Here is a 19,320-nt window from a genome sequence, read left to right on the forward strand (position 1 = left end):
CCTGATAACGGATGGGATCGAAGCGAGTTGGCAAACCGGATCAAAGGTGCAACGCGGGTTTGGGCTGGCGAGCGCCAGGGGCAGAAGGGACGCGGACCCGCAGCGCAATCAGCAGCGCGGCCAACAGCATCAGCACCGCCGCTGCGACGAATACGCCTGCGCTGCCACCGAAGCTGAACACGGCACCGCCAGCGGCGGCGCCGGTTGCGATGGCGGACTGCACCGAGGCCACCACCATGCCTCCGGCGCTTTCGGCCTGATCGGGTACCGCACTGGCCACCCAGTTCGACCACGCCACCGGCACCCCACCAAAGGCCAGGCCCCAGATCGCCAGGAGTACCGCCTGCCCCGGCAACGATGCCGGCAACAGCACCAACGCCAGTGCGGCAACGCCGACCAGTGCGGGCATCAACACCAGCGTGGCCAGGGGATGGTGCTCCAGCAGCCTGCCGGCCAGCAGCGTACCGACGAAGTTGGCCACGCCGAACCCCAGCAACATCAGTGACAGCCCTTGCGCGCCAATGCCGGTCGTCCCTTCAAGGAATGGCCGAACATAGGTGAACATCGCGAAGTGCCCGCTGTGCACCAGCACACAACCAAACATCCCCATGGCGATGCCTGGGCGCTGCAACACCTCTAGAACAGTGCGCAGCCTTGCCGGCCGACGCGGCGCGAGGCGCGGCAGCGTGAATGACTGAAACGCCAGGGTCACCATGCCTACCGCCGCCGCTGCAAAAAACGCGCTGCGCCAGCCGTACAGCCCGCCCAGGTAGCTGCCCAGCGGCACGGCAACGACCGTGCCGATGGCAATGCCGCTAAAAATGATCGACAGCGCCCGGGGCAACAGAGCACTCGGCACCAGCCGCATCGCGACCGCCGCCGCCATGCTCCAGAACCCGCCAAGGGCAATACCCAGCAAGATGCGCATCAACAACAGCACCGCGAAGCTGGAAGAAACGGCGACCAATAGATTGGAAGCAACCATCAACGTGGAAAACCCCAGCAACACCCAACGCCGGTCGATGCCACGGGTCAGGCCTGGCACCAACAAGCCGGCGAACAGCGCGACGACTGCCGTCACCGTCACCGCCTGGCCAGCCAGCGCTTCGGACACGCCCAGGTCAGTCGCCATCAGCGTTAGCAAACTGGCCGGAAGGTACTCGGCGGTCAGTAACCCGAACACCCCCATTGCCAACGAAAACACGGCCATCCACGCGGGGGTCGCAGGTTCTACATCCAAACCAACGCCAGGATGGTGGTCGGGTACGGCATTACAGACACAGTCGGTCATCGTACGGATCTCCCAATCTTCATGACGAACCGAAGTCTAGGCGCCGCTATCCGGATGATCTATGATTGAAAATCTCTACTTTTTGACTAAAACACCTGAACGATGCCTGCAGATCAGTTTGCTCTCTCCTCGGACCTCATCAACGAGCTGTTGCGCGGCATGCGCCTGCGCGGTGTCGAATACCGGCGTATCGAGGCCGGCCCTACCTTCGGCTTGGGCTTCACGGAAAAACCCGGGCACGCCTGGTTCCACTTCATCGCCGTCGGCAATGCGCTGCTGCGCATGGAAGATGGCGCCACCTACGAACTGTCTGCCGGCAACGCCGTGTTCATCTCCCATGGCGCGGCCCATCAACTCCTTTCACATCCAGACGCGGCTGTTCTGGACATCAACCGTCTGGACGGCGCCCCGCTTGGTGACACCGTCAGCGCAGTGGCGACCGGCGCCGATGCCAGCGCCACGCCGAGCACTATTGTGTTCAGTGGTTGCATGGAGTTTGAACTGGGCAGTATCCATGGCCTGGGCAAGCTGATGCCGGGGCTGATGCTGATTGATGCCGGCGGCCAGCGTTACCCCGGCCTGGTGCCGATCCTGACCACCATGGAACGCGAGGTCAGCGCCGCACGTATCGGCTACGCCGGTATCCTCGCGCGTTTGGCCGATGTGGTGGCGGCCATGGTCGTTCGCGGCTGGGTGGAGTGTGCCTGCGGCAATGCCTCAGGCCTGGTCGCCGCCTTGCGCGATCCACGCTTGGCCGGTGCCCTGCTTGCGCTCCATCAGCAACCGGGCCGCGACTGGACCGTTGCGCAGCTGGCAGCGCACTGCAATACCTCACGCTCGGTCTTCGCCGACCGCTTCCAAGTGACGATTGGCATGACCCCGCTGCGCTATGTCACCGAACTGCGCATGCGGCTGGCGAGCCAGTGGCTGACCCTCGAAAGGCTGCCGATTGAAGAGGTGGCGCAGCGTTTGGGCTATACATCGCAGGCCGCTTTCAGCCGTGCATTCAAGCGCATTACGGGTAAGACACCAGGGTTGAGTCGTAAGGTGAGGCAGGCCGCTGTGACTTGAAACCGAGCGCAAGTGACCGAAGATCCATGCCTCTGACTTATTTACCGCCCGTTACGTCCAGGAATGTACCGGTAACAAACGATGCCTCCGCGCTAGCCAACCATAGAATCGCGCGAGCCACTTCCTCAGGCTGTCCGCCCCGCCCCATGGGGATCGAGTCCTTGACACGATCGACCCGCCCCGGTTCACCACCACTGGCATGCATGTCGGTATAAATATGTCCGGGGCGAATACAGTTAACGCGTATGCCTTCCCGAGCCACCTCCTTTGCAAAGCCAATGGTGAACGTCTCCAGCGCCCCCTTTGACGCCGCATAGTCGACGTACTCATTGGGGCTGCCAAGGCGTGCGGAGGCCGATGAGACATTGATCACCACGCCGCCCGGGCCGTTGTGACGGTAAGACATGCGCTTCACCGCCTGTTGGGCACAGAGAATTGGCCCAATGGCATTGACCGCAAAGATGCGCTGCATCCGCTCGAAGCCGAGGTCTTCCAGACGGGACTGATGCGCCAGCATCCCGGCGTTATTGACCAGGACGTCAATGCGTCCGAACGTGCGGTCGATGGCCACGAACAAAGCGGCCACCTCTTGGGGGGCCGCACTGTCGGCCCGCATCGCCAAGGCCCTACGCCCCAACGCTTCTACATCCGCAACCACCGCCAGCGCTGCGGACTCGTTGGCAACGTAGCTGATCGCCACGTCATAACCTCTAGCGGCCGCCAGCCGGGCCGTTGCTGCCCCCACGCCACGACTTCCACCCGTGACCAGAATCAGCGGTGCCTGCGAGACGTTGACCATTGAACATGACTCCTGAGCCGTTGGCTGTATCAGCCGATGATGAAGGTGCCGCTGGCGATCACGACGCACGCCAGTATCCGGCGCGTGGTGAGCGTCTCGCCGAGAAACACATAGCCGATCAACGCCGCAAACAGCACGCTGGTTTCGCGCAATGCCGATACAGCGCCCAGGGGCGCTTCGTTCATGGCGTAGATGACCATTCCATACGCAAGCAAAGACACCAGCCCGCCGACCAACGCAGTCACTGTGCCACTGCGGACGGAGAACAAGCTGCGGGTGTCGCGCAGGCCGATGTAGACCACTGGCATCAGTACGCCCCACAGGGCGCACATCCACACCGTGTAGCCAAGCGGCGCGCCGGAGAGCCTGGCGCCGATGCCGTCGACCACGCTGTAGGCCGCGATAAAGGCGCCCGTACCCAGCGCATAGGGCAAGCTGGGAACCGACAGACTGCGCCCTCTGAAGGCCAACGAAATAATCCCGCCTGATACCAGCGCAATGCCGAACAATTCTCCAGGCGTGATGCTTTCTCCGGCAAAAACGGCTGCCCCCACGGTAACCAGCACCGGCGACGAACCACGTGAAATCGGATAGATCTGCCCTAGGTCGCCCACCCGGTAACTGCGCACCAAAAACAAGTTGTAGCCCACATGCAGCAATCCTGAGAGCACCGCGTAGCCCCAGCTCTCAATCGCGGGGGGCACCACGAACACTGCGGCGACGACACTGGTAATGGCGATGGCAATGCACATCACCGTCATGGACCACAACCGATCGGCACCGCTACGCAGCAGCGCATTCCAGCTGGCATGCAGGAGCGCGGCGAAAAGCACAAGGAAGATGATATGAGTAGGCATACGCCACTTTAGGCAACACGGCGCGAGGACTAAAGCGAAGTCTCCTCATCGCAGCATGAACGGATACTAATAATTCAATCATCCAGTCGTTGGACTTTCAGTGCCTCGCTGACCAGCCATTGGCGAAAGCTGGCGATGTGCGGTTGCGATTCAATGCCCTTGGGGCAGACGAAGTAGTAAGCCAATGGCGATGGCAGTGGCACATCAAACAGCCGCACCAAACGGCCATCGCTGATTTCGTTCTCGACATGCCCGCTGCGCACCAATGCAACGCCCTGGCCGAGCAAGGCTGCCTCAACCGTCATGTTGGTATCGCCAAATCTGACGCTCTCCTTGAGCGGCAAATAGGCCAGCCCGACGGCTTGAAACCACACTTCCCACTTAGGCACCAACTCGGCACCATCACGCGTTAGCAGCGGGAAATGCAACAGTTCGGCGGGGCTCTGCGGAGTCCCGACGCGCCGCAACAGCTCGGGGCTGGCCACAGGAAATACCTGCTCCCCAAACAGGAACTCAGAATGCAGACCGGGGTAATTGCCCTTGCCCAGCCTGATCGCAACATCAGCCTGGCCGTGAGAGAAGTGGATTATTTTATCCGTGGTGTCCAGCGCGACCAACAACTCGGGGTGCTGACGAGCGAGACGCGGCAAGCGTGGCAGCAGCCATTTGAGAGCGAAGGAATAGGTGGTGCTGACGCTGAGTCGAACCCTGTCTTTTTGCTCGCGCAAATCACCCAACGTCGCCTCCAGGCTGATGAAAAACTCCCGCACGATGGGCGCCAACGCTGCCCCCGCTGCCGTGAGGCGTAACGCCTTGCTACGCTCGAACAACTGCACGCCCCAAAGCGCCTCAAGATGCTTGAGCTGGTGACTGACCGCGCTTTGGGTAACATGCAGCTCCTGCGCGGCTGAGGTAAAGGTCGAGTGCCGGGTGGCAGCTTCAAATGCGCGCAAAGTCGCGGTGGGCGGCAAGTCTCTCATAGGGGCGGTGTCCAGCGAGTTATCAGAAAGGTGCACGCATGAACGCTAGCTCATGATAGAAACAAACGCACTCGAAACGTCGCGCCGGCAGCCATCAATTGCGCCCCCCCACACCTCAAGTCCCACTCTTCACCTTGCTCCAAACCCGCGTGCGCACCCGCTCCAACTTGAGCGGCAACGGCTCCAGCGGAAACAGCGTGTCCAACACCACTTTCGCCGGATACACCCCAGGATTGTCCCGCACCCGCTCATCCAACAGCGCAGTGGCGTCCTTGTTCGCATTGGCATAACTCAGGTAATTGGACGTCTGCGCAATCACTTGCGGGCGCAGCATATAGTCGATGAACGCCATGCCCTGCTGAGGATTCGGCGCATCGTTGAGTAGCACCAGGCTTTCGACCCACACCGGCGCGCCTTCCTTGGGGATGCTGTATTGGATGTGGCGGCCACTGCCCGCTGCATCGGCGGCTTTCTTGGCGTCCATCACGCCGCCGGCCCAGCCGACGACGGCGCAGATGTTGCCATTGGCCAAGTCGGTGATGAACCGCGATGAGTCGAAATAGCGGATATGCGGGCGCAGTTTCAGCAGCAGTGCCTGGGCTTTCTGGTAGTCGTCCGGGTTCTGGCTGTTGTAGGGCAACCCCAGGTAATGCAGGGCGATGGGGATGATTTCGCCTGGCGCATCGAGCATGGCCACGCCGCAGGTGTCGAGCTTGGCGAGGTTGTCTTCGTTGAAAATCAGCTCCCAGGAGTTGACCGGTGCGTCGGCGCCGAGGATGGCGCGGACTTTTTCCACGTCGTAGCCGATGCCCGTGGTGCCCCACAGGTACGGCACGGCGTAGCGATTGCCGGGGTCGTTGCTCTGTACCTTGGCCAGGATGGCCGGGTCAAGGTGGGTTGCGTTGGGCAACTGCGCGCGGTCCAGTTCCTTGAGCACGCCGGCCTTGATCAGGTTGGGCAGCAGGTCGCCGGTGGCCACCACCACGTCGTAGCCACTGCGCCCGGCCATGAGTTTGCTCTGCATGACTTCACTGTTGTCGAACACGTCGTAGGCGCTGTGTATGCCCGTCTGCGCCTGGAAGGTTTTCAGCGTGTCGGGGGCGATGAAGTCGTACCAGTTGTAGATATTGACCTGCGGTTCTTGTGCCTGGGCGCAGGTCACCGCGCCACTGAACGCGCACGCCAGGGCCCATCGTACGTATCGAGTCAGGATCATCGAGCACTCCTGGGCGTTGCCGCCCGATTATTGTTTGGGTTGGGCAAGATCGATCAGCGCAGCAGCAGTTCGCGGCGTCCATCGGCGTGCTGCACGCTCTCGCCGCTCAGGTGCAGGCGACGATCATTGAGGTAGTGATAGTCCGCGCGGGCGGCGTGGAGCTGCGACAGGTCCAGGGTCACGACCTGCCGGGTTTCGTCGCGTCCGGCCTCGTACAACGGGCGGCCGAACGGGTCGATGGCAGCGCTGCCACCGGCAAATACCAGGCCGTCGTCGCCCTCGCCGACGCGGTTGACCATCACGCTGAATAGCTGGTTTTCCTGGGCGCGGGCCATGATCGCGGTGCGATGCACCGGGCCATAGGGGTCCATATTGCCGTTGGTGACGATGATCAGCTCGGCCCCCAACTGGGCCAGGGCGCGGGCGGTTTCCGGCAGTTCGATGTCGTAGCAAATGAGGATGCCGACGCGGATGCCCTTCCACAGCGCCGTGACAAAACGGTCGCCGGGGGTGATGTCGCCGCGCTCGGAAGGCCACAGATGGGTCTTGCGATAATGCAATGCAATGCCCTCGGGCGTGACCAGTACCGAGGTGTTGTAGTGCACGCCGGCATCGCTCTCGACCAGACCAATGACCACCGCCACATCACGCTCGCGGGCGGCCTGTTGGATGGTACGCAACGCCGGGCCGTCAAGGGGCTGCGCCACCTCGGCCAATTGTTCGCCGGCGACAAAGCCCATCAAATGGGTTTCGGGAAACACCAGCAAGTCGGTGTCCGCGCCACACGTGGCGATGGCTTCCAGGGCGCGTCGCAGGTTATAAGCAGTGTCGCCGTCGCGGCCGGCCAGTTGCATGAGTTCGATCTTCATCGTGGATCCTTGTGCACAGTAAGCTGGCAACGAGTATGGGCCGTACCCCCATGGCACAAAATCACTTCGATGGGGTAACCCCGAATGGGTAGCGAGATGCACCTGACCTTGCAGGACCTGGCCTGGCATGACGCCGTAGGCCGGCTGATCGAGACGCTGGACCGGCCGAACTTCTGGACGTCACTCACGCGCCTGCTCGGGCGTTATGTGCCGATGGACAACTGGGTGGTGTTGATATTCAGCGCAGGGCGCCCGCAGTTGCTGGCCGAGTCACCGGCGCAGGAAAGCGCCAGCGACTCGCTGTTCCAGGACTATCTCAAGGGCTTGTACTTGCTCGACCCGTTTTACCTGGCCAATCGCGAATCGCCGCGAAGCGGCTTGTTCCAGTTGGATGACGTCGCACCGGAATGCTTTGAGCAGACCGATTATTACCAGCGCTACTTCCGCCTCAATATCGTCGCCGACGAGATCCATTTCAATGTGCAACTCGATGCGGAACGCACCCTGAGCCTGTCCCTGGGCAGCAGCACACGCTTCAGCCACGAGCACTTCGCGTTGCTCGGGTTGATCCAACCCTGGGTCGCCGGGCTGATGCGCCAGCGTTGCGCCTTTGAACACGGGTTCAAGCGCACGCCAGAACCCGCCACAGACTGGCAGGAACGCGTGGACTCCCCCGGGCTGCACATCAGCTCCACCTTGACCAGCCGCGAAACCGAGGTGGCCCAGCTAATGCTCAGTGGCTGCTCGAACAAAGAGATCGCCCGCAAGCTGGCGATCTCGGCCGAGACGGTGAAGGTGCACCGTCGGCACCTGTACAACAAGTTGGGGATCAAGTCCCAGTCCGAACTGTTCCTGCTGTTCCTGCAAGCTCAGGAGTGAGGCGCCCAGCCAACCTGTTTCAGCGCCGCCAGCAGTTGCTCGGGCTTGAGGGCCAGGGCGGTCTTGCCCCGGCCGTGCAAGTCGTTGGCGGCGAGCATGGCGTTGAGGATCGCTTCTTCAACCGCGTCCGCCGCCGCGACAAACAACGCCGAGATATAATCGTTGTTGACCATCTGCAGCGCCGTCGTCGGCGGCCCTGGCTGCCCCAGGTTGGCCACCGGCAACCCGCTGTTGCCCACCGAGAACGCGATGAAAATATCGCCACTGTCGTCTTCGGTGCCGCCACCCACCCGTGCCAAGCCGATGCTCGCGCGCTGGGCCAGGCGTGTGCATTGGTGCGGCAACAACGGCGCATCCGTCGCCAGGGTAATCACGATGGAACCCATGCCCGGCACGCCGACATTCACCGGGCCGTCGTAGGGCGAAGGCACCTCGCGCAACACGCTGCCAACCGGGTAACCCGCCACCCGCAATGCGCCGCGCGCGCCGTAGTTGGCCTGCACCAGCACGCCGACGGTCCAACCGCCCTCCTCCTCGCTCAGGACCCGTGACGACGTACCGATACCGCCCTTGAACTCATGGCAGATCATGCCGGTGCCACCGCCCACGCAACCTTCCGTGACCGGGCCGCTACGGGCGTCACGCAGCGCCGCGTGGACATGCTCGGCCGTCACATGCTGGTCCCAGATATCACTGAGGATGCCGTCATAGGTTTCCAGCACCACGGGCATGCACCAGTAGGTGTGCTGCTGGCCCATTTCACGCTCGGCGGCGACCAGCGCATCACGCACCACGCCGACGCTGTGGGTATTGGTGTAGGCGATGGGCGTGGTCAACAGGCCGGCTTCGCGAATCCACTCCAGGCCCGTGGCGTCGCCGTTGCCATTGAGCACGTGCACACCGGCAAAACACGGCGCCAGGTGCGCGGCAACCGCACGCGGCTCGATGACGGTCACACCGGTGTGCATGGAACGGTCGGCGTGCTCGGCATTGAGGGTGTGATGGCCGACGCGCACGCCGGGAACGTCAGTGATGGCGTTGAACGCCCCCGGCTTGCCGTCGCCGATAGTGATGCCCAGATCTCGTAAACGCATGTTTTTACTCTCAATCGTCGAGTGAAGAACGTGCGGCCAGTCTAGGTTCACCCTGTATCGGTGACGATAACCCCCTGTTGTTACCCCCGAGGCGTTAGGCCGCCAGAGGTGTAGACTCGTGCGGACTTTACTGACCGTCCCACAGGTGATGCATGGACCCGCTGTCCGAAGTGTTGTCCTTATTGAGAATTCGCAACTATCACAGCGCCTCGCTCACCTTGGGCGGTGCGTGGGCGTTCCATTTTCCGCGTAGGGAAGGCATCAAGTTCACTGCCGTGGCCAAAGGCAGTTGCTGGCTGCACGTAGAGGGCGAGCAACTGCCACAGCAACTCCAGCAAGGCGATTGCTTCCTGATGACCCGAGGCCTGCCTTTCACCCTCTACAGCGACGAGTCGCAGCGCGTTCTGGACGCCGACGCGCACGTTCAAACACTCGCTGCCAACGAACTTTCCCTGCACTATGGCGGCGACGATGTGCAACTGGTCGGTGGCCGCTTTGACTTCACCGGCACGCCTGCCCAGTTGCTGCTCGGCACCCTGCCCTCGGTGGTGCATGTGCCAGGCAACGAGCCGCAGGCGTCGATCCTGCGCTGGGCACTCGAGCGTTTTATCGGTGAGCTGCAGCACCAACGCCCTGGCCGATCGCTGATGAATGAACACCTGGCACACATCATGTTGGTTGAAGTCCTTCGCACCCATCTGGCGACACTGGGCAGTCACGGGATCGGCTGGTTTTTCGCCCTCGCCGACCGCAACCTCAACCTCGCCCTGAGCGCGCTGCATGACCAGCCGGCTCACCGCTGGACCGTGCAGGCACTGGCGCAACGGGCCAACATGTCACGCTCGGCGTTCGCCCTGCGCTTCAAGCAGGTGGTCGGCACAGCACCCATGGAGTACCTCACCCATTGGCGCATGTTGCTGGCCAGTGACCGCTTGCAGAACACGGATGATTCGGTCTCGACCATCGCGTTTTCGCTGGGTTACGAATCAGAGAGTGCGTTCAGCACCGCCTTCAAGCGCGTCATGTCCCAATCGCCGCGTCAGTACCTGCGCGGCCCCGTCGCTTAGTGCAGGCCGCCCCCGATCACCAACACCTCGCCGGTGATCCAGCCCGCGTCTGCCGACGCCAGGAACGCTACCGCAGGCGCGATATCCTGCGGTTCGCCGATACGTCCCAACGGCGTAATGGCCTCGATCTGCTGGCGGAACGCGTCCTCGAAAAAACCGCTGGCGTGCACGCCTTCAGTCACGACCAAGCCCGGGTTGACCGAGTTCACGCGGATGTTCCTGGGCCCCAACTCATTGGCCAGCGTGCGGGTGATCGCATCCACGGCGCCCTTTGAGGCGGTATAAACCGTCGAGTTGGCCGGCGTGAATGCGGTCACGCTGGAGCTGATATTGATGATGCTGCCGCCAGCCGGATTAAACACCGCAACTGCCGCCTGAGTGCACTGGATCAGACCCAGCACATTCAGGTTGAACTGACGGTGAAACTCCTGCTCGGTAATCTGCGCCAGCGGGCCAGTGGCATAGACCCCCGCGTTGTTGACCAAGATATCCAGATGCCCGTGTTCATGCACAATCGCCTTGAACAGCGCCTTGACGTCGAGGCTGTTGGACACGTCCGCCTGGATCGCGTGAGCCCTGGCGCCGGCTTGCAGGATCTCTGAAACCACACGGTCGGCATCCTCGCGACTGTTAGCGTAGTTGACGATAACGGTGGCGCCCTCCTTGGCCAATTGCTTGGCAATCGCCGCGCCAATGCCCTTGGAGGCACCGGTGACCAATGCGATTTTCTTCTGCAGCTTTTTCATCTTCACTTCCCTCTCAGGCGGGTTCAAATCGTTAGAACCAGCCTAAGAGGTTCGGCCTCACGGGTTAATAGCCAGGCCTCCAGGAAACCTTTGAGATCGTCCAGACGTGTCTTCACCGTCCTTGATTCACCTGCTCAACCATCGTCATCCTCACCAAGGGCGAACAGGGTCGCAAGACGGGTTGCGACTCCGGTAGCTGCAAGGAAGCGCCAATGTGTGATCCAATCGCCGCCAACTCGTCCCAACCATCGGCACTACAAGGATATTGCGCACATGGCTGCTTCCAATAAATGGCTGATGTCATCAGTCGCTTATTACCTCGACTTTTTCACCGTCCCGCTGTTTATCGCCCTGGCCCTTTACCTCGCGCCATTTGACGTCGGCCTGGCGCTGCTGGGCCTGCTGACCTGGACGCTGGTGGAATATTCGACGCACCGCTTCCTGTTCCACTCGCTGTACCGCCGCGAACACTGGACCCACCATGTCGATGTGCTGGCCTATATCGGCGTGTCGAGCTGGAAGACCAGTTCCACCTTCGCCGCCCTGCTGCTGTTTGCCTGGTACACCGGGTTGACCTCGGTGTTTATCGGCGCGGTCACCGGTTACTTCTTCTACATTTCCCTGCACTACGTGATGCATCGCCCCGAGCACTGGGCTTACCGCTACATTCCCGGTTTGGTGGCCAACCACGACCTGCATCACCGCAAGGGCATCGAGAAAAACTTCGGGGTGTCGTCCCCGCTCTGGGACCATATCTTTCGCAGCTACATCCGAGCCGAATCGCTGAGCACCGAGGAAAAGCCGGCCTGACCCGTGGGTCGCGAATACGCCGGGTCGTCAATCACCCGCACATGCTCGGCCAGCAGCACGGGCAGCTGCGCTTGCAGGAACTCCACCCAGGTGCGCACCTTGGCGTCCAGGAAGCGCCGGGACGGATACAGCGCGAAGATGCTGCGTTCACGCAGGCGGTGATCCGGCAACAGGCGCACCAGCGAGCCGTCCTGCAACGCCTGGTGCACACTGAAAAACGGCAGCAGGCTGATGCCCATGCCTTCCTCGGTGGCCTTGACCATGGCGTCGGCCACGTTGGTCCTGAAGGTGTCGCCCGGGGCAATGGCCAGGTCGCCCGCTGGGCCTTTAAACAGCCAGGCATCTTCCTGGAAGTCTTGCAGGTGCAGGCGCCGGTGTTGCATCAGGTGCTCCGGCTGTTCGGGCACGCCGTGCTGAAGCAGGTACCGGGGCGCGGCGCAGGGCACGCTGAACAACTGGCCGAGGGTCTGGCTGACCAATGCCGAGTCGGGCAGTGAGCGGGCAATCGAGATCACCACGTCGTGGCCTTCCTCCAGCGGGTCCGGGTTGTGCTGGGACAGGCTCAGCTCGATGCACACGTCGGGGTAACGCTCGCTGTAACGCGCGATCAAGGGTGTGATCAGGACGCCGAGCCCGCTCATGCAATGCACGCGCAAACGCCCGCGCGGGTTGCGATGGGCGCCGTGGGCCTCCGCCGTGGCCTCGCGGACGTCTTCCAGAATATCGCGACAACGCAGCAGAAAGCGCTCGCCGGATTCGGTGAGGCACAGGCGTCGTGTGGTGCGTTGCAACAGGCGCGTCTGCAGGTGTTTCTCCAGGTCGGATACCAGCCGCGATACCTGTGCGCCGGACAGGTCCAGGCACTCGGCGGCGCCCGCAAAGCTGCCACTGTCCACCACCCGGGCGAACACCTGCATGCCGTGGAGCAGGTCCATCAGCGCGGCCCCGCGATTGCTACGTAAAACGTATGAGTCATTTACCCGCTCCTGTCTTTAACCCTGCGCTGTGCTGGCTAAACTGAAGCCTACTGACAGAGGGTCATCCCATGAACATCAAGTTTTGCAGCCTTATCCTGCTCTTCGCCGCCAGCGGCGCTTTCGCCGCCGACAGCGTGCCGGATGTGCAGCGTGTGGTTTCCGTCACCGCCGTGCCTGGCGGTTGCCAGGTGGCGCTGGCCACCCTGGTGTATCTCGACAGCCAGGGCGTGCAGCACACCGTCGATTACCTGGTGATGGGCACGTGCCAGGGCGGCGTTTAAAGCAGGGTCCAGGTGTAGCTGAGGATCAGCCGGTTCTCGTCGATATCACTGCGGTAGTTCGAACGCGCCATGACATTGCGCACGCGAATGCCCAGGCCGCGTAACACGCCGCTTTGCACGGCGTAGCCGATGTCGAGGTCGCGCTCACGGTCCTTGCCTTCGAATCCCGCGCCGGTGGTCACGTTGTCGCCGCTGATATAACGCAGCGTGGTGGTCAACCCGGGCACGCCGAGCGCGGCGAAGTCGTAGTCATACCGCGCCTGCCAGGAGCGTTCGTCGGTGTAGGCGAACTCGTAGGTGGGCACCTCGTTGCCCAGCGGCGTGACGTTGGCAAACACCCGGGGGAACGCAGTGTCGCCGTACATGGCCTGATAGCCCACATAGACCGTGTGGCCGCCGTGCCGGGCCGACAGCAGCGAGAAAAACGCGCGGTTGTCGATCTTGCCCAGGCGTTTTTCGCCGTCTTCCCGCGCCGTGTAGTAACCGAGGTTGGCGCCCAGCAGCCAATTGCCCAGCGGCTGGCTGTGCTTGAGGCCAAGGAAGTTCTGCGCGTAGATGTCTTGCAGTTCGCCACGCCACAGGCTGACGCTGGTGCGGTTGGCGTTGAAGGCGTAGTCACCGCCCACATAATCGAAGGCATCGCTGTCGGCACTGCGCTGCGGCACGTGGCCGAGCATGGCGAGCATCTTCTCGTCACCGGCTTCATTGCGCAGGCTGGTGGTGGTCAGGTGGCCGGCCTGTAGCGTGAGGCCTTTGATCTCACTGGAGCTGATATTCACCCCTTGATAACTCGGTGGCAGCAGACGAATGTCGCTGAAGGCCAGTACCGGCAGGTTGGGCTGCAATTCGCCGACCTTCAATTCGGTCTCTGACAGCCGCGCCTTGAAGGTCAGGCCCAGGCGGCTGTAGTCGTCTGCCGCGCGGCCATCGTCCTTGACCGGCAACAAGCCTGTATTGACCCGGTCCGGGCTGCTGTCGAGCTTGAGGCCCAGGGTGCCCAAGGCATCCAGGCCAAAGCCGACAGGCCCCGGGGTATAGCCGGATTTGTAGGTGAGGATAAAACCCTGGCCCCACTCTTCGGCCTTGGACTGTTTATTCGCGCCGACGATGTCGGAGAAGTCGCGGCTGAAGTAATAGTTGCGCGCTTGCAAGGTGGCACTGGAGCCTTCGAAAAAGCCGCCCTCGGCCGCCGTGGCGGCGAGGGGCATGCCAAGTAGAGACAGCCAGAGTCGCTGGGTGGTCTGCTGATTCATGTCGTTGCTCTTTTAATTGTTGTTATCGACGATGGGGAATTCAACGCGCGCCAGCCGCCTCCAGGCGTTCGCGCGGCCGGCGCACATTCAGCGCGTAGGTCAGCATCGCCAGCGCCGCAATCGCGCCGGGAATGGCAAAGACCAGGAAGTTGAGTTGCAACGGCAGCTCCGCCGACATCAACGCGCCCCCCAGCAACGGCCCGACGATTGCGCCATTGCGGCCGATGCCGGACGCCCAGCCCAGGCCGGTGGCGCGAATGGACAAGCCGTAGAGCTGTGCGGCAGCGGCATACAACAGGATTTGCGTGCCGATGGTGGTGGCGCCCGCGAGGAAGATCAGCAGGTACAGGACCGGCATCGGGCTGTTGATGCCCAGCAGACTGATGGACACCACGCCGGTGAGGAAGAACGCAATCATGACTTTGATCAGGTTCAAGCGGTCACCCAACCAGCCACCCACCAGCGCCCCGGCCATGCCGCCAAGGTTTAGGGCCACGAGGAACGACAGGCTGGAACCGAGGCTGTAACCGGCGCCCGCCATCAGCTTGGGCAGCCACGAACTCAGCGCGTAGACCATCAGCAGGCAGCAGAAAAACGCGACCCAGACCATTGCCGTGCGCACGCCCAGCCCGTGGCGGAACAGCTCCACCACCGAGGCGCCCTTGGCTTTCACATCGTTGAGCACCAGCTCATCGCCCGCCTCGATCTGCGTGCCCGGCGACAGGCGCATCAGCAAGCCCCGCGCCTGTTCGTGGCGGCCCTGGCGCACCAGGAAGCCGATGGATTCCGGCAGCCAATACACGATGATCGGCAACAGCAACAACGGCACAGCCGCCGCGAAAAACATCGACGACCAGCCATAACTGGGCAGCATGAAAATCCCCACGCTGGCCGCGAGCATGCCGCCCAGGGAATAACCGCTGAACATCACCGCCATCAGGGTACTGCGCAGTTTCTTCGGCGCGTATTCGTTCATCAGCGCCGCTGCATTGGGCATCAGCCCACCACAGCCGAGCCCGGCGATAAACCGGCAGATACCGAATTCCGTGGGGCTGCTGGCAAAGCCGTTGACCACCGTGGCCACACTGAACAACGCGAAGCACACGGCGATGCCTTTCTTGCGCCCAAAGCGGTCCGCCAGGCTGCCGAACACCAGCGCGCCGAACATCATGCCGAACAGCGCATAACTGCCCAGCGCCCCGGCTTGCAAGGGTGTGAGCCCCCACTCTTTCATGATGGACGGCAGGACCACGCCGTAGATGAACAAGTCGTAGCCGTCGAAGATCAGCAGCAAGGCACACAGGCCCACCACCATCCAGTGGAACCGGCTGAAGCGGGCGTTATCGATAATTGAATGAACGTCATGGGTACGCATGGCAGTGCTCTCTTTATTGTTGTTGTGAGTGCAAAGGAGGCTCAACCCAGGTCGCCGCCTCCCACGGGCAGGGTCACGCCGGTGATGTAGGAGGCTTCGTCAGACGCGAGAAACAGGATCGCGCCGGCCTGCTCGTCGATGCTGCCGTAGCGTTGCATCGGGCTGCTGGCGAGGGTCTGGTCGACGATCTGTTGGTACCAGACGCGTTCCTGTTCGGTTTGCGCCTGGCTGTTGCGCGGGATGCGTCGCGGTGGTGCTTCGGTGCCGCCGGGTGCGGTGGCGTTGACGCGGATGCCGCTGCCGGCGGTTTCAAAGGCCAGGCACGCGGTGAGGGCATTCACGCCGCCCTTGGCCGCGCCATACGGCACGCGGTTGACGCCACGCGTGGCAATCGACGACACGTTGACGATGGCACCGCTGCCCTGCTCCAGCATGTACGGCAACACGCAATGGCAGCACCACAACGTGGGGAACAGCGAGCGGCGCACTTCGGCTTCGATTTCTGCTGCCGCGTAGTGCTCGAAGGGCTTGGCCCAGATGGTGCCGCCGACGTTGTTGACCAGAATATCGATGCGCCCGAAACGCGCCTGGGCTGCCGCCATCACCCGCGCGCAGTCGGCGTGTTGCTCCAGGTCGGCGGTGAGGATCAGCGCGCGCTCGTGCTGCAACTCATGCACCAGGTCCGAGCGATCGACGGCGACCAGCCAGGCCCCCTCCTCCAGCAAACGCTCGGCCACGCGCCGGCCGATGCCTTGGGCAGCGCCCGTGACGAGCGCCACCTTGTTGTTGAACCTTGAAGTCATGGGGGCCTCCTCAGGCTGCATCGCCGGTGACGATGGCGTTGGCGGTGAATTTCTCGTAGTGGAAGCTGGCCGGGCTGACGCCCTGGTGCTTGAAGTGCTCGCGCACGGCATCGACCATCGGCGGCGGCCCGCACAGGTACACGTCGACGTTACCGCCGTGGAGGACGTCGCCGGGCATGTGCTGGGTGACATAGCCCTGGCGTGGGTGGCTGGTCTGAGGGTCGGCGACGCAAGTGACCACGGTGAGATTGGGCAAGCGCTGGGCAAACCCGTGCAGCGCCTCGAGCATCACCAGGTCCTGGTCGCGGGTCACCCCGTAGATCAGCGTGATCGCTCGCGCCTCCTGGCGTTCGGCGAGCACTTCAAGCATCGACAGAAACGGCGCCAGCCCGGTGCCACCGGCCAGCAGCAACAACGGCCGCGCCACCTCGCGCAGGTAGAAGCTGCCCAGTGGCCCGGTCATCGCGACCGCGTCGCCGGGCTGGGCGTGGGCCAGCCAGCCACTCATCAGGCCGCCTGGCACCTGCTTGATCAGGAAACTCGCACGGCGCTCGCCGGGGCGGCTGCTGAAGGAATAGGCGCGGGTCTGGCCGCTGCCGGGCACGCCGATATTCACGTATTGGCCCGGCAGGAACACCGGCGCCTGGTCCAGTTCGAAACTCACCTCCACCGCCGCATCGGCGTGGCGGGTGATGCTGGCGAGCGTCGCGGCAAATTGCGCGGTGGCGGTCTTGCACGCGCTGGACGGCACCGGCACGGCGATCACGCAATCGGACTGCGGCACCATCTGGCAGGTCAGTACCTGGCGTTCCTCGGCTTCGTCGGCGCTGAGGGCGTCGTCGATATAGTCGTCACCCAGCTCATAGGCGCCGGTTTCGCAGCGGCATTTGCAGGTGCCGCACACGCCGTCCGAGCAGTCCATGGGCAGGTTGATACGTTGGCGAAAGGCCGCGTCGAGGACCTTCTCACCCACCTTGCAGTCGATGAAACGGGTCACCCCGTCCTCGAAGTTCAGGGCAATGGCGTACGTCATTGGGGCGTCCTCAGATGTGATAGATGTCGATGACCTGATGGATGTAGTCGTTTTTCAGCACCACCTTCTTGCGCGTGATCAGCGGCTGTTCGCCGCGCAGGTCGAGGTGATAGAACGAGGTGCCGAAGTACGTGTCCGTGGTCTTGTAGCGGTGGCTGAGGGTTTGCCAGTTGAACCGCAAGTGCACCTGCGCGCCGTCGTCGGCCAGCACTTCGAGGTTGGTGATCAGGTGCGCGGTGCGCGGCTCCGGCGTGCTGGCGCTGGAGCGTTCGGTCTTGATGCGGAACACCCTGTCTTCGAGGCCGTCACGGCTGGGGTAGTAGATCAGCGAGATTTCACGCTGGGGGTCTTCGGTGAGGGTGTCGTGGTCATCCCACGCCGGCATCCAGTATTCGACCTTGGGCGAGTAGCACGCCAGCCATTCGTCCCACTGGCGATCATCCAGCAGGCGCGCTTCGTAGTAGAGAAAGTCGAGCAGACGGTCACGGGAGGTGCTCATGACAGCACCGCCTTGTCGCTGGCGATCAGGTTTTGTTGCTCGTGCTGGATCGCGCGTTGCAGGCTTTGCGCCCAATGGGCGTGCTGGCGCACAAACAGGCCTTCGTCTTCGGTCTTGACCCCGCTGAGCTGCGGCTGCATGCCCATGGCGCGGGCGTTTTCATCGGCGCCTTCGACCCACTGCTTGGCGCCACGGCTGAGGTCGTTCCACAGGGTGGTCGCGCCCTGGTAGCCGGTCTGGCAGGCGCGGAATTCTTCCAGGTCATCCGGCGTACCCATGCCGCTGACGTTGAAGAAATCTTCGTACTGGCGGATGCGCGTGGCGCGCTCCTCGGCACTTTCGCCAATGGGCGCCATGCAGTAGATGGTGACTTCGGTCTTGTCCACCGCGAGCGGGCGCACCACGCGGATCTGCGTGGAGAACTGGTCCATCAGGTAGACGTTGGGGTAGAGGCACAGGTTGCGCGTCTGCTCGACGATAAAGTCGGCACGTTCCTGGCCCAGGCGTTCGGCGAGCGCCGCGCGGTGGGCATGGACCGGGCGCACTTCGGGGTTGAGCAGGCGCGTCCACAGGAGGATATGCCCGTGCTCGAAGGCGTAGACCCCGCCCAGGCTTTTCGACCAGCCATTGGCGTCGACGGTGCGGGTGCCTTCGGCCTCGTAGTTGCGCCGGCCCATGGTCGCCGAGTAGTTCCAGTGCACCGAGCTGACGTGGTAGCCGTCGGCGCCGTTTTCGATCTGCAGCTTCCAGTTGCCGTCGTAGACGTAGGAGGAACTGCCGCGCAGCACTTCCAGGCCCAGGGGCGCCTGATCGACCATCTGGTCGATGATCACGCGGGTTTCGCCCAGGTAATCGCTGAGTTCCGGCACCGTCTCGCTGAGGCTGCCAAACAGGAAGCCGCGGTAGTTTTCGAAGCGGCCCAGGCGCGTGAGGTCATGGGAGCCGTCGCAGTCGAAGCTGTCGGGGTAGGCGCCGGTCTTGGCGTCCTTCACTTTGAGCAGCTTGCCGGCGTTGCTGAAGGTCCAGCCGTGGAACGGGCAGGTAAACGAGCCTTTGTTGCCTTGTTTGCGTCGGCAGAGCATGGCGCCACGGTGCGCGCAGGCGTTGACCAGGCCGTGCAGAGTGCCGTGCTTGTCGCGGGTGATGACCACCGGTTGGCGGCCGATCCAGGTGGTGAAGTAGTCGTTGATCTCGGGCACCTGGCTTTCGTGCGCCAGGTAGATCCAACCGCCTTCGAAGATGTGTTTCATCTCCAGGGCGAACAGGTCGGGGTCGGTGAAGATGTCGCGGCGGCAGCGGAATACCCCGGTGGCGGGGTCTTCCTGGACGGATTCGCCGAGTTGCCGGGCGAGGCGGTCGAGCGTGCTGATCATGGGGTAGGCCCTCGGTTGTTCTTGTATCAGGCGCCTTCACTGTAGGG

20 protein-coding genes are annotated in these 19,320 nt (G+C 62.8%); 5 read left to right on the forward strand and 15 right to left on the reverse strand.

Annotation, left to right across the window (positions count from 1 at the left end):
* Window positions 1-40: 40 nt before the first annotated feature.
* Window positions 41-1,291, reverse strand: a complete 1,251-nt coding sequence (locus ACZRMO_RS10450) for an MFS transporter (RefSeq protein ID WP_463972776.1) — start codon at window positions 1,289-1,291, stop codon at window positions 41-43.
* A gap of 102 nt (window positions 1,292-1,393) precedes the next feature.
* On the opposite strand from ACZRMO_RS10450, the gene ACZRMO_RS10455 reads away from it, so the two are divergent.
* The gene (locus ACZRMO_RS10455; RefSeq protein WP_463972777.1) at window positions 1,394-2,362 is read left to right on the forward strand and encodes an AraC family transcriptional regulator; all 969 of its coding nucleotides are present in this window, start codon (window positions 1,394-1,396) and stop codon (window positions 2,360-2,362) included.
* A gap of 37 nt (window positions 2,363-2,399) precedes the next feature.
* Here ACZRMO_RS10455 and ACZRMO_RS10460 read toward each other — a convergent pair whose 3' ends face one another.
* From ACZRMO_RS10460 to ACZRMO_RS10480, 5 genes are all read right to left on the reverse strand, one after another.
* A complete protein-coding gene (locus ACZRMO_RS10460) occupies window positions 2,400-3,161 on the reverse strand; it encodes an SDR family oxidoreductase (protein WP_463972778.1) in 762 nt (253 codons plus the stop codon).
* 29 nt (window positions 3,162-3,190) lie between these two features.
* The gene (locus ACZRMO_RS10465; protein WP_463972779.1) at window positions 3,191-4,018 is read right to left on the reverse strand and encodes an EamA family transporter; all 828 of its coding nucleotides are present in this window, start codon (window positions 4,016-4,018) and stop codon (window positions 3,191-3,193) included.
* 74 nt (window positions 4,019-4,092) lie between these two features.
* On the reverse strand, window positions 4,093-4,998 hold the full coding sequence (gene gcvA, locus ACZRMO_RS10470; RefSeq protein WP_463972780.1) for a transcriptional regulator GcvA: 906 nt from the start codon (window positions 4,996-4,998) through the stop codon (window positions 4,093-4,095).
* Window positions 4,999-5,113: 115 nt separating this feature from the next.
* Window positions 5,114-6,214 carry an extracellular solute-binding protein gene (locus ACZRMO_RS10475; protein ID WP_463972781.1) on the reverse strand — a complete coding sequence of 367 codons (1,101 nt, stop codon included), beginning with the start codon at window positions 6,212-6,214 and terminating at the stop codon, window positions 5,114-5,116.
* Window positions 6,215-6,267: 53 nt separating this feature from the next.
* Window positions 6,268-7,083 carry a carbon-nitrogen hydrolase family protein gene (locus ACZRMO_RS10480; protein ID WP_463972782.1) on the reverse strand — a complete coding sequence of 272 codons (816 nt, stop codon included), beginning with the start codon at window positions 7,081-7,083 and terminating at the stop codon, window positions 6,268-6,270.
* A 96-nt stretch (window positions 7,084-7,179) separates the two neighbouring features.
* On the opposite strand from ACZRMO_RS10480, the gene ACZRMO_RS10485 reads away from it, so the two are divergent.
* Window positions 7,180-7,962, forward strand: a complete 783-nt coding sequence (locus ACZRMO_RS10485) for a helix-turn-helix transcriptional regulator (RefSeq protein WP_463972848.1) — start codon at window positions 7,180-7,182, stop codon at window positions 7,960-7,962.
* On the opposite strand, the gene ACZRMO_RS10490 is transcribed toward ACZRMO_RS10485, so the two are convergent.
* Entirely contained in the window at window positions 7,953-9,056 is a 1,104-nt protein-coding gene (locus ACZRMO_RS10490; RefSeq protein WP_463972783.1) for a DmpA family aminopeptidase, read from the reverse strand. The two genes, ACZRMO_RS10485 and ACZRMO_RS10490, sit on opposite strands and share 10 nt — an antisense overlap.
* 152 nt (window positions 9,057-9,208) lie before the next feature.
* On the opposite strand from ACZRMO_RS10490, the gene ACZRMO_RS10495 reads away from it, so the two are divergent.
* Entirely contained in the window at window positions 9,209-10,123 is a 915-nt protein-coding gene (locus ACZRMO_RS10495; protein ID WP_463972784.1) for an AraC family transcriptional regulator, read from the forward strand.
* Here ACZRMO_RS10495 and ACZRMO_RS10500 read toward each other — a convergent pair.
* Window positions 10,120-10,869: an SDR family NAD(P)-dependent oxidoreductase gene (locus ACZRMO_RS10500; RefSeq protein WP_463972785.1), complete on the reverse strand. Its 750-nt coding sequence runs from the start codon at window positions 10,867-10,869 to the stop codon at window positions 10,120-10,122. The two genes, ACZRMO_RS10495 and ACZRMO_RS10500, sit on opposite strands and share 4 nt — an antisense overlap.
* Before the next feature lie 273 nt (window positions 10,870-11,142).
* On the opposite strand from ACZRMO_RS10500, the gene ACZRMO_RS10505 reads away from it, so the two are divergent.
* Window positions 11,143-11,679 (forward strand): sterol desaturase family protein, encoded by a 537-nt coding sequence (locus tag ACZRMO_RS10505; protein ID WP_463972786.1) that lies wholly within the window; start codon window positions 11,143-11,145, stop codon window positions 11,677-11,679.
* On the opposite strand, the gene ACZRMO_RS10510 is transcribed toward ACZRMO_RS10505, so the two are convergent.
* Entirely contained in the window at window positions 11,634-12,614 is a 981-nt protein-coding gene (locus ACZRMO_RS10510; RefSeq protein WP_463972787.1) for a LysR family transcriptional regulator, read from the reverse strand. The two genes, ACZRMO_RS10505 and ACZRMO_RS10510, sit on opposite strands and share 46 nt — an antisense overlap.
* 110 nt (window positions 12,615-12,724) lie before the next feature.
* Between ACZRMO_RS10510 and ACZRMO_RS10515 the strand changes: the two genes are divergently transcribed.
* Complete coding sequence (locus tag ACZRMO_RS10515; protein ID WP_463972788.1) at window positions 12,725-12,937, forward strand: DUF2790 domain-containing protein; 213 nt, start codon at window positions 12,725-12,727, stop codon at window positions 12,935-12,937.
* Here the strand turns inward: ACZRMO_RS10515 and ACZRMO_RS10520 are convergent.
* The 6 genes from ACZRMO_RS10520 to ACZRMO_RS10545 are packed head-to-tail and all read right to left on the reverse strand — an operon-like array spanning window position 12,934 to window position 19,273.
* Window positions 12,934-14,190, reverse strand: coding sequence for an OprD family porin (locus tag ACZRMO_RS10520; protein WP_463972789.1), 1,257 nt, complete (start codon window positions 14,188-14,190; stop codon window positions 12,934-12,936). The genes ACZRMO_RS10515 and ACZRMO_RS10520 overlap by 4 nt on opposite strands.
* A gap of 40 nt (window positions 14,191-14,230) precedes the next feature.
* Window positions 14,231-15,565 (reverse strand): MFS transporter, encoded by a 1,335-nt coding sequence (locus tag ACZRMO_RS10525; protein WP_463972790.1) that lies wholly within the window; start codon window positions 15,563-15,565, stop codon window positions 14,231-14,233.
* 41 nt (window positions 15,566-15,606) lie between these two features.
* On the reverse strand, window positions 15,607-16,368 hold the full coding sequence (locus ACZRMO_RS10530; protein WP_463972791.1) for a 1,6-dihydroxycyclohexa-2,4-diene-1-carboxylate dehydrogenase: 762 nt from the start codon (window positions 16,366-16,368) through the stop codon (window positions 15,607-15,609).
* A 10-nt stretch (window positions 16,369-16,378) separates the two neighbouring features.
* On the reverse strand, window positions 16,379-17,401 hold the full coding sequence (benC, locus tag ACZRMO_RS10535; RefSeq protein WP_463972792.1) for a benzoate 1,2-dioxygenase electron transfer component BenC: 1,023 nt from the start codon (window positions 17,399-17,401) through the stop codon (window positions 16,379-16,381).
* A gap of 10 nt (window positions 17,402-17,411) precedes the next feature.
* Window positions 17,412-17,900 carry a benzoate 1,2-dioxygenase small subunit gene (benB, locus tag ACZRMO_RS10540; protein WP_463972793.1) on the reverse strand — a complete coding sequence of 163 codons (489 nt, stop codon included), beginning with the start codon at window positions 17,898-17,900 and terminating at the stop codon, window positions 17,412-17,414.
* Window positions 17,897-19,273, reverse strand: coding sequence for a Rieske 2Fe-2S domain-containing protein (locus ACZRMO_RS10545; protein WP_463972794.1), 1,377 nt, complete (start codon window positions 19,271-19,273; stop codon window positions 17,897-17,899). Before ACZRMO_RS10545 ends, benB begins: the two co-directional genes overlap by 4 nt.
* Window positions 19,274-19,320: the final 47 nt, after the last annotated feature.

The sequence above is a fragment of the Pseudomonas sp. B611 genome, from assembly GCF_055407965.1.

Coding starts and splice junctions, on each gene's coding strand:
- ACZRMO_RS10450 (WP_463972776.1), bottom strand. CDS start 1,291: ATGACCGACTGTGTCTGTAATGCCGTACCCGACCACCATCCTGGCGTT.
- ACZRMO_RS10455 (WP_463972777.1), top strand. CDS start 1,394: ATGCCTGCAGATCAGTTTGCTCTCTCCTCGGACCTCATCAACGAGCTG.
- ACZRMO_RS10460 (WP_463972778.1), bottom strand. CDS start 3,161: ATGGTCAACGTCTCGCAGGCACCGCTGATTCTGGTCACGGGTGGAAGT.
- ACZRMO_RS10465 (WP_463972779.1), bottom strand. CDS start 4,018: ATGCCTACTCATATCATCTTCCTTGTGCTTTTCGCCGCGCTCCTGCAT.
- gcvA (WP_463972780.1), bottom strand. CDS start 4,998: ATGAGAGACTTGCCGCCCACCGCGACTTTGCGCGCATTTGAAGCTGCC.
- ACZRMO_RS10475 (WP_463972781.1), bottom strand. CDS start 6,214: ATGATCCTGACTCGATACGTACGATGGGCCCTGGCGTGCGCGTTCAGT.
- ACZRMO_RS10480 (WP_463972782.1), bottom strand. CDS start 7,083: ATGAAGATCGAACTCATGCAACTGGCCGGCCGCGACGGCGACACTGCT.
- ACZRMO_RS10485 (WP_463972848.1), top strand. CDS start 7,180: ATGCACCTGACCTTGCAGGACCTGGCCTGGCATGACGCCGTAGGCCGG.
- ACZRMO_RS10490 (WP_463972783.1), bottom strand. CDS start 9,056: ATGCGTTTACGAGATCTGGGCATCACTATCGGCGACGGCAAGCCGGGG.
- ACZRMO_RS10495 (WP_463972784.1), top strand. CDS start 9,209: ATGGACCCGCTGTCCGAAGTGTTGTCCTTATTGAGAATTCGCAACTAT.
- ACZRMO_RS10500 (WP_463972785.1), bottom strand. CDS start 10,869: ATGAAAAAGCTGCAGAAGAAAATCGCATTGGTCACCGGTGCCTCCAAG.
- ACZRMO_RS10505 (WP_463972786.1), top strand. CDS start 11,143: ATGGCTGCTTCCAATAAATGGCTGATGTCATCAGTCGCTTATTACCTC.
- ACZRMO_RS10510 (WP_463972787.1), bottom strand. CDS start 12,614: ATGGACCTGCTCCACGGCATGCAGGTGTTCGCCCGGGTGGTGGACAGT.
- ACZRMO_RS10515 (WP_463972788.1), top strand. CDS start 12,725: ATGAACATCAAGTTTTGCAGCCTTATCCTGCTCTTCGCCGCCAGCGGC.
- ACZRMO_RS10520 (WP_463972789.1), bottom strand. CDS start 14,190: ATGAATCAGCAGACCACCCAGCGACTCTGGCTGTCTCTACTTGGCATG.
- ACZRMO_RS10525 (WP_463972790.1), bottom strand. CDS start 15,565: ATGCGTACCCATGACGTTCATTCAATTATCGATAACGCCCGCTTCAGC.
- ACZRMO_RS10530 (WP_463972791.1), bottom strand. CDS start 16,368: ATGACTTCAAGGTTCAACAACAAGGTGGCGCTCGTCACGGGCGCTGCC.
- benC (WP_463972792.1), bottom strand. CDS start 17,401: ATGACGTACGCCATTGCCCTGAACTTCGAGGACGGGGTGACCCGTTTC.
- benB (WP_463972793.1), bottom strand. CDS start 17,900: ATGAGCACCTCCCGTGACCGTCTGCTCGACTTTCTCTACTACGAAGCG.
- ACZRMO_RS10545 (WP_463972794.1), bottom strand. CDS start 19,273: ATGATCAGCACGCTCGACCGCCTCGCCCGGCAACTCGGCGAATCCGTC.